At 46.8% G+C, this 12,552-nt stretch carries 15 protein-coding genes; 2 read left to right on the top strand and 13 right to left on the bottom strand.

Annotation, left to right across the window (positions count from 1 at the left end; all coding sequences use genetic code 11):
- Nucleotides 1–18: 18 nt before the first annotated feature.
- A complete protein-coding gene (locus GVY42_RS00975) occupies nt 19–807 on the top strand; it encodes a Cof-type HAD-IIB family hydrolase (RefSeq protein WP_201302237.1) in 789 nt (262 codons plus the stop codon).
- Between the two features lie 77 nt (nt 808–884).
- Here the strand turns inward: GVY42_RS00975 and GVY42_RS00970 are convergent, their stop codons facing one another.
- The 5 genes from GVY42_RS00970 to GVY42_RS00950 all read right to left on the bottom strand — a co-directional run bounded on the left by GVY42_RS00970 (nt 885) and on the right by GVY42_RS00950 (nt 6,368).
- The gene (locus tag GVY42_RS00970) at nt 885–1,547 is read right to left on the bottom strand and encodes a TrkA family potassium uptake protein (RefSeq protein WP_015881252.1); all 663 of its coding nucleotides are present in this window, start codon (nt 1,545–1,547) and stop codon (nt 885–887) included.
- Nucleotides 1,548–1,677: 130 nt separating this feature from the next.
- Nucleotides 1,678–2,709: a cytochrome d ubiquinol oxidase subunit II gene (locus tag GVY42_RS00965; RefSeq protein WP_159562032.1), complete on the bottom strand. Its 1,032-nt coding sequence runs from the start codon at nt 2,707–2,709 to the stop codon at nt 1,678–1,680.
- A gap of 14 nt (nt 2,710–2,723) precedes the next feature.
- The gene (locus tag GVY42_RS00960; RefSeq protein WP_074037383.1) at nt 2,724–4,112 is read right to left on the bottom strand and encodes a cytochrome ubiquinol oxidase subunit I; all 1,389 of its coding nucleotides are present in this window, start codon (nt 4,110–4,112) and stop codon (nt 2,724–2,726) included.
- A 259-nt stretch (nt 4,113–4,371) separates the two neighbouring features.
- Nucleotides 4,372–5,493: an N-acetyldiaminopimelate deacetylase gene (locus GVY42_RS00955; RefSeq protein ID WP_159562031.1), complete on the bottom strand. Its 1,122-nt coding sequence runs from the start codon at nt 5,491–5,493 to the stop codon at nt 4,372–4,374.
- The gene (locus GVY42_RS00950) at nt 5,493–6,368 is read right to left on the bottom strand and encodes a LysR family transcriptional regulator (protein WP_074037386.1); all 876 of its coding nucleotides are present in this window, start codon (nt 6,366–6,368) and stop codon (nt 5,493–5,495) included. Before GVY42_RS00950 ends, GVY42_RS00955 begins: the two co-directional genes overlap by 1 nt.
- Nucleotides 6,369–6,476: 108 nt before the next feature.
- Between GVY42_RS00950 and GVY42_RS00945 the strand changes: the two genes are divergently transcribed.
- Entirely contained in the window at nt 6,477–6,863 is a 387-nt protein-coding gene (locus GVY42_RS00945; RefSeq protein WP_159562030.1) for a disulfide bond formation protein B, read from the top strand.
- Nucleotides 6,864–6,905: 42 nt separating this feature from the next.
- Here the strand turns inward: GVY42_RS00945 and nadE are convergent, their stop codons facing one another.
- From nadE to GVY42_RS00905, 8 genes are all read right to left on the bottom strand, one after another.
- Nucleotides 6,906–7,721, bottom strand: coding sequence for an ammonia-dependent NAD(+) synthetase (gene nadE, locus GVY42_RS00940; RefSeq protein ID WP_074037388.1), 816 nt, complete (start codon nt 7,719–7,721; stop codon nt 6,906–6,908).
- 110 nt (nt 7,722–7,831) lie between these two features.
- Nucleotides 7,832–8,632 (bottom strand): BsuPI-related putative proteinase inhibitor, encoded by an 801-nt coding sequence (locus GVY42_RS00935; protein ID WP_159562029.1) that lies wholly within the window; start codon nt 8,630–8,632, stop codon nt 7,832–7,834.
- A gap of 98 nt (nt 8,633–8,730) precedes the next feature.
- Entirely contained in the window at nt 8,731–8,925 is a 195-nt protein-coding gene (locus GVY42_RS00930) for a hypothetical protein (protein WP_074037391.1), read from the bottom strand.
- Between the two features lie 245 nt (nt 8,926–9,170).
- Nucleotides 9,171–10,262 carry a virulence factor gene (locus tag GVY42_RS00925; RefSeq protein WP_074037949.1) on the bottom strand — a complete coding sequence of 364 codons (1,092 nt, stop codon included), beginning with the start codon at nt 10,260–10,262 and terminating at the stop codon, nt 9,171–9,173.
- A gap of 84 nt (nt 10,263–10,346) precedes the next feature.
- Nucleotides 10,347–10,586: a hypothetical protein gene (locus tag GVY42_RS00920; RefSeq protein WP_015881242.1), complete on the bottom strand. Its 240-nt coding sequence runs from the start codon at nt 10,584–10,586 to the stop codon at nt 10,347–10,349.
- A 68-nt stretch (nt 10,587–10,654) separates the two neighbouring features.
- Nucleotides 10,655–11,215 carry an NADPH-dependent FMN reductase gene (locus GVY42_RS00915; protein WP_159562028.1) on the bottom strand — a complete coding sequence of 187 codons (561 nt, stop codon included), beginning with the start codon at nt 11,213–11,215 and terminating at the stop codon, nt 10,655–10,657.
- Nucleotides 11,202–11,921, bottom strand: a complete 720-nt coding sequence (locus GVY42_RS00910) for an alpha/beta fold hydrolase (protein ID WP_159562027.1) — start codon at nt 11,919–11,921, stop codon at nt 11,202–11,204. The genes GVY42_RS00915 and GVY42_RS00910 overlap by 14 nt, the downstream gene beginning before the upstream one ends.
- Nucleotides 11,918–12,493 (bottom strand): GNAT family N-acetyltransferase, encoded by a 576-nt coding sequence (locus GVY42_RS00905; protein ID WP_015881239.1) that lies wholly within the window; start codon nt 12,491–12,493, stop codon nt 11,918–11,920. The genes GVY42_RS00910 and GVY42_RS00905 overlap by 4 nt, the downstream gene beginning before the upstream one ends.
- Nucleotides 12,494–12,552: the final 59 nt, after the last annotated feature.

Here is a 12,552-nt window from a genome sequence, read left to right as displayed (position 1 = left end):
TTTAGATAAAGAGAAAGAATGGTGAATCAAATGGAAGATCAAAAGGTTGTTTTCTTCGACATTGACGGCACGCTTTTACATGAAGGTAGTTATATACCGCCTTCCACGATTTCAGCAATTCAGGCATTGCGAGAAAACGGCGTCGAGACATTCATCGCGACGGGACGAGGACCGGCCATGCTATCCGATATCCCAGAACGTGTCGGGATTGATAGTCTTGTTTGCTATAACGGTCAGATTGTCGTGCATAAAGGTGAAATCGTCTATCGTAACACGCTTTCAAAAGATGCACTCGGCCGATTGACGACGCACGCCGCTTCAAATGATCATACTCTCGTCTATTTGGGACAAGACCGTGGTGGTGCTTCAAGACCGAATGATGCCATCGTCAAACAATCGCTCGGTGAACTCGACATGCCGATTCCTTCATTCGAACCGAACTTCCATACAGAAGAAGATGTGTATCAGACGTTACTGTATTGCACGCCTGAAGACGAGCATCATTATATCAACGCCTACCGTGAGTTCGATTTTATCCGTTGGCATCCTCATGCAATGGACGTGATCAACAAAGGGGCCAGTAAGGCAGATGGCATCCGTCACTTTATTGAGACCAATGGCTACCGTCTTGAGAATACGTACGCTTTCGGAGATGCGTTGAACGACTTGGCCATGCTTCAGTATGTAGGTACTGGAATCGCCATGGGCAATGGTCGCACCGAAACGAAAGACGTGGCGGATTTTGTCACGAAGTCCATCCTTGAAGATGGAATCGAGTACGGCTTGAAAGCGATGAAACTCATTTAAAAAAGACCTCTTGGAGTCAAACCGTCGAGTTGGATCAATCGATTCAACGATCGCGGCATCGCTCCAAAGGTCTTTTTTTATCTCGAACGAAGTGTACGCTCTAGTCTATCCAAATCGGTATCCTTCCCGATGATAATCAAAATATCTTCCGATAAAATCATCTCATCCGCTTGAGGAGAAATCAGGACATCGTCATCGCGACGAATCGCCACGATGTTCACCCCGTACTTTGCCCGCAAGTCCAAATCGATGAGTGATTTGTTAGATAACTTATCAGATGCTTTTATTTCGACAATCGAATGTTCATTCGATAATTCGAGGTAGTCGAGGATACTTTGGCTCATCAATCCATTGGCAATTCGAACGCCCATGTCACGCTCAGGGTGGACGATATTGTCTGCCCCAATTCGACGAAGTACTTTTTCATGGTAATCGTTTGTTGCTTTCACCGTGATGATTTGAACACCAAGTTCTTTTAAAATCAACGTCGTCAAAATGGAAGCTTGAATATTCTCCCCGATGGCGACGATGACATGTTCAAAGTTACGAATCCCCAAACTCTTCAACACATTTTCATCTGTTGTATCGGCGATCACCGCATGGGTTGCCAATCCCATAAACTCATTGACACGCTCCTCATCTGAATCGATGGCGAGGACGTCATATCCATTTGAAGACAATTCACGGACGATCGACCCACCAAATCGTCCTAATCCGATGACTGCAAATTCACCTGTCATGATGCTACATCCCTTTCCTACACATGTTCACTTCTTGATTCTTCGTTCAGTGTAACTGATTCCACTTCAAAACTCTATACAAAATACAAAACGGGATTCCCTTTAAATAAAGGAAATCCCGTTCTCGCCATTATGCTTTTCCACTCGATCGTTTCCCTCGTACGTAGTCGTTATCAAACAAGAACAAACGGAGCAAGAGGTAGAGTGCCGGAACGAGTAGGAGCAATCCTAAGATGAACACGATGACAAGCGCCACCGCCATCGACTCGTTGACGACACTTCCATTAATGTCGATGTACGGATACAGGATGTATGGTAAGTGAGAATATCCGTATCCGAACCATGCCATGAAGAACTGCCCCATGACCATCAAGAAGGCAATCCCGTAATTTCGTTTCATATACACGAAGGAGACGGCGATGACGAAGAACAAGAAGCTCATCGCGAACCACCACCAGTTCCCTCCTAGGATGCTTTCGTAATGCCACGCAGCTTGCGACTTCAATCCAAAGAAAACGAGACCCGATGCGATAATCGTCGGGACGCTCCAGAATAGAGCCCATTTCCGAACGAGTTCGACGGCATTTTGGTCACGTGCCTTGTCCGCGTAGAACAAGAGGAACATGGCACTAATATAGAGGACGGAGACAATCGCCAAGATGACGACCGTCCAGGAGTAGAAGTTGGTGAACAACTTCGCTCCGTCAAAGAAGACCCCGTTCTCTGTTTCCGTGATGAAACCTCCTTGGCTGACCGTCAGTACCGTCGACATCGAAGCTGGGATGAGTAATCCCGTCGCTCCATAAAGGAACACATAGAGCGTGCTTTCCTTTGAGCCATAGTTAGCGAACGCATAAAAACTACCACGAATCGCAAGCAAGATTAACACGACAGACGCCGGAACGAGCAAAGCCGTACCATAGTAATAAGCGGTGTCCGGAAAGAATCCGACAATCCCGACAAAGAAGAAAACGAAGAATACGTTCGTCACTTCCCATGTCGGTGACAAATACCGTTTGACGAGTCGGTTCACTAAGTGATCACGTTTCGTATAGCGGCTATAGAAAGCGAAGAAGCCTGCACCGAAGTCAATCGATGCGACGATGAGATAGCCGTATAGGAACGTCCATAAGACGGCAATCCCTAATTCTTGAATTTGCATGTCATACCCTCCGATCACACTTCATCCGCAAACATCGCTTCACCACGATGCTCGGATTGTTTTAGTTCTTTCCCTACCGGATTCTCTTTGAACAGGCGTGATAGGACAACCACAGTCACTGTTCCAAGTACCGCGTAGAGGATCGCGAAAGCGACAAGCATCCAACCGACGTTCGCTGAAGTCGTAGCTGCCTCACTCGTACGCATTAACTCATATAACGCCCAAGGTTGACGACCAAATTCAGCGAAGAACCACCCAAACTCAATCGCTGCCATGGCTAGCGGTCCACCGGCTGCAATCGCAAAGAGCATCGGCTTGCTGAACTGGTTCAAACGTTTAATATAGCGGCCGAGTACAAACAGGAAGGAGATGAGTGCGAGAAGCATCCCAATTCCGACCATCGCATCAAATAGATAGTGAACGAAGAGCGGCGGTTGATCTTCTTTCGCAAACTCATTGAGACCCGTCACCTCGTAGTTCGGGACTCCACCTGCAAGAATAGAGAGCGCGTAAGGAATCTTCAAGGCGCCTCGGACTTCATAGCCACCTTGACCATCATCTTCTAACCATCCACCCAAAATCAATTCAGCCTCGGAGGAGGTTTCGAAATGCCATTCTGCCGCGGCTAATTTATCTGGTTGGTACTGAGCCAAATATTTACCTGAGAAGTCACCGACGAGCGCTGTCGCAATCGCAAAGATCAAAGCGACCGTCATCGTCAGACGGAGACCTTTCTTGTGATATTCAATCGACATCTTGTCGAGTTGATTTCGACGTTGACGTAACAACTGAACGGCTGCAATCGCAGCTAGAATGAACGCGGATGTTAAAATAGCTGAAGTCAACACGTGTGCCATTTTAGTCGGCATAGCCGGACTGAACATCGCCTCGAGTGGGCTGACATTTGCCAATCGACCATCGACAATATCAAACCCTACAGGCTGGTTCATAAAACTGTTTACCGTTGTGATAAAGAACCCTGAGAACAATGCACCGACTGCAACCGGTATCCCGAGAAGCATGTGGTGCCACGGATTTTTAAATCGATCCCACGTGTACAAGTAAATACCAAGGAAAATCGCTTCAAAGAAGAAGGCGAACGTTTCCATGAAAAGCGGGAGCGCAATCGTTTGACCCGCAACGCGCATCAAATTCGGCCAGAGAAGTGAAAGCTGCAGACCGATGGCCGTACCTGTCACAACCCCAACTGCTACCGTCACGACATAACCACGCGACCAACGGCGAGCCATGAGCGTGTATTTCGGGTCTTTTTTACGTATTCCTAAAAATTCTGCCAATAAAATTAAAAGTGGAACCCCGACGCCGAGTGTGGCAAAAATCACATGAAAACCTAATGTGAGTGCCGTCAATGCTCGACTCATCAGGACAGGATCTTGAAACATCTATTGATTACCTCCTATCTCTCTCTATCGCTTCGAACCCATGTATGAAACGACAATCACAGATGAATACCCTTCGATACTTACATCATAATGATTTTATATTGCGCTGTAATGTCTCAATGCTCGAGTTCGCAAAATGTTCACATTTGAGCAATCGCCACAAAATCGTCGCTTTACATGAATAAATGTTTCCCTTTTTCACCCTCGTTCACTCCTTTTCGGGCACACTAAAAGCGGACTCAATCGAGACCGCTTCGTGTTATTGAATCATGACATTACGGAAGTAGTGGTCGAATAAATCGATGGCTACTTCAATCGAACGTTCATCCGGGTTGAGTGTCGATTGATGAAGTCCTGATCCCATATCGTTTACGCCTAACCAAACCATGAATCCAGGGACCTGTTTCAACATATATCCAAAATCTTCACCCGTCATGGCAGGGACACACGTTTTATAAGAATAGCCGACCTCTTCCACCGCTTCCTCGAATTGATAGAGGTAACGTTCGTCATTGACGACCTCGTGATAGCGATTACCAAATTCAAGGTCAATCTGAACGTTATACGTCATCTCGACACCGGCAATGATTTGACGAATCCGGCTTTCAAGCACGACCATTTCTTTGTCGGACAATGCACGGACCGTCCCATCCAATTTGGCCGTATCAGCGATGATATTTTCTTTCGTTCCTGCTGCGACTTTTCCGATACTGACGACCGCACTTCCCATCGGGTCAATGTTCCGTGACACAATCGTTTGCAGTTGCATGATGAGGGCGGCCGAAACGATAACAGCGTCAATCCCTGCGTGAGGGAAAGCACCATGTCCCCCTTTTCCGTGAATGGTGATATGAAGCTCTCGCGCACTCGCAAACAACACGCCCGGTCTTGAAGCGACCATGCCGACAGGATATTCAGGCGCGACATGCAAGCCGAACAGTGCATCCGGCCGGAAGTGATAGAACAATTCTGATTTCGCCATCGGTTCGGCTCCTCCCGGGCCCTCTTCGGCCGGTTGGAAAAAGACGACAAGGTGATGGTTAAGCGGTTCCTCGACCGCTCGTTTAATTAACCCAAGCGCAATCGACATGTGCACATCATGTCCGCATGCATGCATCATTCCTTCGTGAATCGATGCGAATTCTAGCCCCGTCTCTTCCGTGATGGGCAGTCCATCCATATCGGCTCGATATCCAATCGTCTTCTCACCGACGAGACCATCTACCCGGACGAAAAGACCTGTTCGCCAGTGTGTGATGTGAACACGTGGTGAATCGAGCGATCGAATCAATTGCTCAAGTGTCGCTTGTGTTTTGAACTCTTCATATCCGGCTTCCGGAATTAAATGCAGCTGTCTTCTCGCTTCAATTGCCCAATTCATCATTCAGTCTCCTTCGTAATTTCTTCAACGATCTTCCAAAACGCTTGAACTTGCGCCAACTCCAACATCGATTCTGTCGAAAGCATCCACGTGTCCCGGACGAGTGGCACACCACCCGACGACGTCAATGGAATCTTATTCATCTCATTCACATCTTTGATGGTCGATTCAGGGAGAATCGCGAACCCGATTCCGTGTAACGCCATCTGTTTGCATGTCTCGATTTGATCGACGACCAGCGTCGTCAGAGGTGGACTCGAAAACCGTTCCTGCCACCACTCTAATATTTCCTGGTAATAAGTCGAATCACTCTTGAATTGAATAAACGAGCGCTCATTGTTTTTTAGTTGGGAGAGGTCGGTCATTTTTAGATCGACCAAATGCAAGGAATCGGAGAACAACTTCATCCGTTCTCCTCGCCAATCCGGATTCCCTCGAATGATTCCGATATGAAAATTCTCTTCGAGCATATAACGCATCATTTCGCTCGACCATCCGGTGACCAATTTGACACGGACGGACGGATAGCGTTCGACGAACGTCTTCAATACCTTGGGTAACCAATATTGTCCCATGATGGAGGCGACGGCAATTTTCAACGTCCCGTACACTTCCCCTTGGTTGGCAGTCAGTTCACCCCTCAGTTCTTGTTCTTCGCTGTACATCTTTTTGGCGAACTCGATGATTTTCTCCCCATCTGGCGTCAATGCGAGCCCTCTTGTGGAGCGAACGAAAATCTTCTTTCCCCACTGATGTTCGATGGTCACGAGCCGTTGACTGAGCGCTGGTTGTGAGACAAACAACCGCTCGGCTGCTTTCCGCATATTCAATTCTTCCGCAAGAATAATTAACACTTCTACTTCCGAAACTTGCATCACGTCACCTGTTTCTCTATCGTTTGAAAGATTGTATACTGAATAAGTATTTGTTTCAATGTATCATATCATGTTTAATCATCAATTTGATTGTTAGGAGGAAATCTGATGCAACGTCATCATTTCGCCTTTATCGTTGCGACCGTCGCGACGCTCGGCAGCCTTTATTTTTCAGAGATTATGCTCTTTTTACCTTGTAAGTTGTGTTGGTTCCAACGCATCTTTATGTATCCACTAGCCATCTACTACTTGACTATCATGTTGACTGCACGAGACGTCAACCGCTTGTTCGTAGGGATTATGGCCGGTGCCGGATGGTGTATCAGTCTGTATCACGTTATTTTAGAACGTATCCCGAACGGTGAAGCCTTCTGTACGAACGACTGCCTGATTCGTTGGGTCAACTATTTTGGATTCGTCACCATCCCACTCCTCAGTTTTATCGCCTTTACCTGCATCCTGATCGTTCAGTTCGTCCCGCTTAAGAAAGCGTGAGACAACAAAGGAGAAGCTGTCTCGAGACAGCTTCTCCTTTTTTCATTGCCACCATTCGTCGTACAACGAGGCAGGCATGTGATGCTTGTGGCGTGAACGTTTGAAAATTGTCTCGATTCGCTCGGCGATTGTTGGGTCGATTGTCTTCCCTTCCAAATAGTCGTCCAGCTGATCATACGTCATACCGAGTGCGACTTCGTCAGGAAGTCCAGGGCGACCATCTTCAAGGTCAGCCGTCGGCACCTTATAAATCACACGCTCATGCGCTTCAAGTTCATGGAGAAGTGCTTTCCCTTGACGTTTGTTCAAACCGGTCAACGGTGTGAGGTCACAAGCTCCGTCACCGTGTTTTGTATAAAATCCTGTCACATATTCCGCAGCATGATCCGTTCCGACCACAAGGGCACCGAATGTTGCCGCGATATCGTATTGTGCCTTCATCCGCTCACGTGCCTTCGTGTTCCCTTTATGGAAGTCACTCAATTCGAGACCCGTTGCACGGTTAAACGCTTCAACCGATGCGTCAACAGCAGGCTTAATGTTGACAGTGAACGATTTGTCCGGACGAATGAACTCAAGCGCAAGTTGCGCGTCATGCTCATCGTGTTGCTCACCATATGGCAATCTGATCGCATAAAATGTATACTCGCCACCCGTTTCTTCACGAAGCTCTTCCATGGCGAGTTGACATAGCTTTCCGGCAAGGCTTGAGTCTTGCCCACCTGAGATACCTAGGACGAGTCCTTTCGCACCGGCTCGTTTCACATATGCTTTCAAAAAGTCGATGCGTTGACGAATTTCTTCTTTCGGGTTGATGGTCGGTTTGACATGTGTTGATTCAATGATATGTTGTTGCATGGATTGCCCTCCCACTATGCTCTCATTTTGCTTTATTGTCTGATAATCCTTATACCCCGTCAACTAGCGTCTCAAAAAGAAAGACGGAAACAACAGTTTCCGCCATGGCTTTATTGAACTTTAAATGATGTGACCTCTCCACCGATTGGTGTCATTTCTAAGAACAACGGTTGATCTTTCGCCGGTGCTTCATCGAGCAATACCCCAAACGTGAAGCCACCGCCGGTCACTTCGGCTGCGCCTTGAGCGTAAATATTATGTCCGTCTGACACAGACCACTCGAACTCGACTTCATCCGTATACCCGCTCACTTGAATCATCGTGTCATTCAAATCAATTTGTACATCACGGAACGCACCGTCCGATTGCGGCTCTGTTGCTGGTGTTTCTTCCGGTGTTTCTGATGTACCTTCATCCGGAGTTTCTGTTGCAGCAGATTCAACCGTGAACGTCGTCTCATCTGTCACAGCAATTTCAGGTGCCCCATCAACTTGACCGAGCCCAATCACTTCGACCGAATATTCGCCAGCCTCTAATTCATCTAACAGGAAGACCTCATCGAAGATCTTTTGTTCATCCGCTGCCCACTTTTCTTCGATAATCGATTCCGTGAACATAAATTCGCTACCATAATCAAACACGATTTTGTCACCTTGTTTGATAATCAACTGATAGCGCTGTGACGTATTGAATGTCACATCCACGGCTTCCTCATTTGGGTTCGTCATTTTGATTGTTGCTGATAATGCTTGGGCTGCTGAATCGTATGCCATTTCCGTGTCGAGCGTCAATGGAGCCGGTGGTTCAGACGAATCACTGTTTACTTGACTCGGTTTCGCCTCTTCTTTCCCACATCCCGCTACGACTAATAAGATTGCCGTCACTACGGCGAGCAACCAAGTTTTCTTCATGGATCCCACTCTCCTCAACAAAATAAAAAACGTCTATAGCACTAGTGTATACAATGTGCAGACGTTTGTAATGATTTCCCTTATATTATTTACCTTTTTTACGAAACTTTAGTTTGTTCCATGTATTGTTGCCAACCGGTCATGAACAATGAATCTGCGATATCGAGATCAGACCGGACTTGAGCCGTGACAGAGAACGTCTCACTGTGCATCGATTCAAACGTGACGACCATCGTTTCTCCTACTACTTCCTTATAAGCTACAAGTTCAGGCGTTTCTGCAAACAATATCATAAGTATGGCTCCTTTGTTCATCTGTGATAAATCTAGTGTACCAATCTGAAACCAAGATATATGTCCTATCGTTCGACAGCACAACAATGACATTTTACCTATTGTCGAAACGTTTACATCAAATGTTAGTCAATTGGGGAAATGTGCATGTGTTTTTGTGAAAAAAAGGAGCAATCCGCAATGCAGATGCTCCTCTTTACCTTAAATTGTAAATCAAAATGATTCGACACATGTCGAACGAAACCTCATTTCGAGCGGTTCGAAATTTGTTGCCATACCGTCCCGAGTGCTGTCTCGCCGCTCGTGATCCGCTCTTTCGCAAGTCGCGCTTGTAAAGAGACCTCGAACTCGCGATCTTCCTCCGCGATTGACAAGGCAGGTACAGCCCGTTCATCTCCACAATCGAATAAGAAACGAGCCGCTCGCCAACGTACGAGTTTGTTTTTATCTTTCAGCGCCTCAATCATTGAAGGTTGTGACTGAGGTAATGCCCAATCGGAGACCGTATCCCCAGCTGTTCGTCGCACAATAGGAGAAGCGTCCACTAAAGCTTGTTCAATATATGTGACATATTCCTCACGTCGTTCTTCAAACATCCCGATCATGACGACCGCTTGTCGACGAATTGCCATCACGGAATCTTCCAAGGCACGACGGAAATAGGGCATATTCTCATGATGGATTTCAAGTTCATCCAGGAATGCCATCCGATCTTTCCAATTTTCCGACTGCAAATGGTTCGCGTTTGCCTCAAAATCTGCTTCACGACCAAACGCACGGGCCACGATCCGTTCGATGCGCTCTTCAGGATACGCCGCTTCCAATTCTTCTTGCGCGATGACACTGACTTCATCCAATTCACCATAGCGTGGGGCTTGCTCTACCCAACGACGGTCTTGAATGACATTCTTCACTTGTGCTTGAACTTCCATCGCTGCATCGACAAATCGTTTCGACAGCCCGATTCGTTTTTCTTCGTCCCCTTTGACGAGTTTTAATTGCATCGGTACATCGAGCACGAACTGGACGGATACATGGACTGGTTCATAGTCCGTATCCATCTTTGTGGATTCGACTTCCTCAACTTGTTCCCCGAACGCCCGTCGGATTTCATTCATGACGTCATGCCAATCATGTTTCGGATGTCGCTCGACAGCGAGAAAATCAGACACGGCGTAAACGGATTTGACGCCTCGAAGCCCAATGATTTCTTGAATGATGGCTGGGGCATCCGTACTCGCTTTATCGTACGTTATGCCTCTCCCTTCGAACGGAGGGTCCACAATGATTTTCAAGTTATTCGGACTTGGTGTCGGTTCGATTGCTACTAGTTTCATCCTCATCACCTCACTTTTCATCGTGACGAAAATGACAAAAAAACGCAAGCGAGTCGCTTGCGTTCGATCAATCCTCTATTTTACTTAAAACAACGCGATAAACTGTTGGAGTGAATACGTCGTCCCATCCACAGTAAATGTGTCGTCCTCTGAAATCGGTTCAAGGAAGAAACGTTTTTCACCATCTTCTTTCACGTAACCAAAAATATGATTGGATTGATAGAACAATTCAACAATCGTCATTCGTCCAAATGTCATCCCATCGTTCATTACCGCCCGATCACCTAATTCGCCGCCATTGTACAGTTCGATGTAAGTTTCCATTTTGGTGTCGCTCCTCTTGTGTTTGTTTTCACAATTCCTTTCTATCAAACAACATGAGCGACTTCAAGTTAATTTTTTGTGTTACGCTTCCAAAATTCTATCCATTTACGATATTCCGATAATGTTTTGTTAATTTGATTAATCGACTTCTCATCGTGCAACCCACTATCATCAATCTTTTCTTTACAATGCGTGATGAAAATTTCATTTCCCGGTAAAACATTTGCACGATTTGTGGCAAATACTTGTCGGAGATGGATTTGGCATCTGGCGGTTCCAAGTATGCCAGGCGAGGCCCCGGCGATCATGACCGGTTTATCCCGAAGTGGCGTCCCTGGCTCGAGCGAAAGCCAGTCGATCGCATTCTTTAGGACGCCCGGGATGCTATGGTTATATTCGGGGGTGACAATCAATAATCCATCAGCTTCCCGAACGACTTGCTTCAAAGTAGCCACAACCTCTGGTTCATCTGGATCAATCAAATCATCATTGAACAGTGGAAGTTCGATGGAGACGACTTCAATGTCGAAATCATCTTGAGCCAGTTCAATGATCGAATGCAAAAGAGCGGTATTAAAAGATTTCTTTCGAAGACTTCCTGACATAGCGATTAACTTATACTTTTCCATGATCCACCTCCTGCATCCATTCGTTCATGATTTTTGCTTCTTCTTCAGGGGATTCCATCATCCCCATATGACTGAACGGAACGATTGCTTTAGTATGTCGTGACGCACCTAAAAACGCCCGCTCCTCATTCATATTCGGGTCTTTTGAGCCGTAAATGAATAGGCCGGGGAGGTCAGTCGTTTCGACGGTGTCCACTTCGTCTTCACGATCCCGGATCGCCTGTTGCGCGTTCACGATTCCCTCGACCGTCATCTCATATCCGATTGCAATCGCTTGTTGAACGAGCGCCGGGTCGGAATCACTTGAGAAGACATTTGGAATCATTCCGTCAATAAACGGCTCGACCCCTTCTTCGATGACTTGATGAATGGCACCGTTTCGCTTCTCCCGCGCCGCTTCTGTATCCGCGGCAGCCGTCGAGTGAATCAATACAAATCCTGATATTTCTGTTCCATAGCGACGCACGAGGTTAGTCGTCACGTAGCCTCCGAAAGAATGCCCACATACAAGGGGACGCTCAAGGCCTCGAAGACGAATTTCTTCGATGACCCAGTCCGCAAAATGATCCATCGTTTCCGGCCCCACGTCCGTCCCAGCATGACCGGGTAATGTGAGCGTGTGGACTTCGGCATTCAATAGCGGTTCCAATTGTTCAAAGTACTTTGGAGAACCGCACAACCCATGTAACAATACGAGTGCTTTCATATCATCGAGTGCTCCTTTTCTTCCCATTCTGTTTTGAGTAGCCGATACATAGTCAAATCCATGAATCGACCATGGCTATATGCATAATCTTGTAGAAGTCCCTCTTCAATAAATCCCAATTTTTGAACGAGTCGATTCGACCCTTCATTCCCTGGTGCGACCAACGCAGAGATTCGATGAAACTTGAATTCTTCAAAACCGTATTGAATGACAGCTGAAGCGGCTTCGAAAGCCACCCCTTGTCTCCAATAGTGAGGGGAAACCTCAAACCCGATTTCGGCGCGATAATATTGGGGCGTCCAATTATGGAATCCAATCGTTCCAACCAATTCATTCGTCATCCGATCGCATATCGCCCAGCGAATGGCCTTCCCTTGCTGAAATTGATCTTTAAAGTAAGCGATCACGTTCTTCGCCTCATAGACGGCAAGCAACGGGTCCGACCCATAATATCGCATCACTTCCTCAGTGGATAGAATGGTATATAGTGCTCTAGCATCACGCGGTTCTAGCTCTCGCAGGATAAACCGGGGCGTAGCGAGCTCAGGAAAACTCCGTTTTAATCCCCACATGTGTAACCCGCCTTTCCTATTCGTTTCCTCAATTATACTTCTATTTTCCCAAATGTATC

The organism is Exiguobacterium sp. 8A (assembly GCF_902506275.1).
GTDB lineage: Bacteria > Bacillota > Bacilli > Exiguobacteriales > Exiguobacteriaceae > Exiguobacterium > Exiguobacterium profundum.
This window is presented reverse-complemented; position numbering and strand designations above follow the sequence as displayed.

Coding starts and splice junctions, on each gene's coding strand:
- GVY42_RS00935 (WP_159562029.1), bottom strand. CDS start 8,632: ATGAAGAAAACTTGGTTGCTCGCCGTAGTGACGGCAATCTTATTAGTC.
- GVY42_RS00970 (WP_015881252.1), bottom strand. CDS start 1,547: ATGACAGGTGAATTTGCAGTCATCGGATTAGGACGATTTGGTGGGTCG.
- GVY42_RS00910 (WP_159562027.1), bottom strand. CDS start 11,921: ATGAAAGCACTCGTATTGTTACATGGGTTGTGCGGTTCTCCAAAGTAC.
- nadE (WP_074037388.1), bottom strand. CDS start 7,721: ATGCAACAACATATCATTGAATCAACACATGTCAAACCGACCATCAAC.
- GVY42_RS00915 (WP_159562028.1), bottom strand. CDS start 11,215: ATGGAAAAGTATAAGTTAATCGCTATGTCAGGAAGTCTTCGAAAGAAA.
- GVY42_RS00925 (WP_074037949.1), bottom strand. CDS start 10,262: ATGAAACTAGTAGCAATCGAACCGACACCAAGTCCGAATAACTTGAAA.
- GVY42_RS00965 (WP_159562032.1), bottom strand. CDS start 2,709: ATGCAAATTCAAGAATTAGGGATTGCCGTCTTATGGACGTTCCTATAC.
- GVY42_RS00905 (WP_015881239.1), bottom strand. CDS start 12,493: ATGTGGGGATTAAAACGGAGTTTTCCTGAGCTCGCTACGCCCCGGTTT.
- GVY42_RS00920 (WP_015881242.1), bottom strand. CDS start 10,586: ATGGAAACTTACATCGAACTGTACAATGGCGGCGAATTAGGTGATCGG.
- GVY42_RS00950 (WP_074037386.1), bottom strand. CDS start 6,368: ATGCAAGTTTCGGAAGTAGAAGTGTTAATTATTCTTGCGGAAGAATTG.
- GVY42_RS00975 (WP_201302237.1), top strand. CDS start 19: ATGGTGAATCAAATGGAAGATCAAAAGGTTGTTTTCTTCGACATTGAC.
- GVY42_RS00955 (WP_159562031.1), bottom strand. CDS start 5,493: ATGAATTGGGCAATTGAAGCGAGAAGACAGCTGCATTTAATTCCGGAA.
- GVY42_RS00945 (WP_159562030.1), top strand. CDS start 6,477: ATGCAACGTCATCATTTCGCCTTTATCGTTGCGACCGTCGCGACGCTC.
- GVY42_RS00930 (WP_074037391.1), bottom strand. CDS start 8,925: ATGATATTGTTTGCAGAAACGCCTGAACTTGTAGCTTATAAGGAAGTA.
- GVY42_RS00960 (WP_074037383.1), bottom strand. CDS start 4,112: ATGTTTCAAGATCCTGTCCTGATGAGTCGAGCATTGACGGCACTCACA.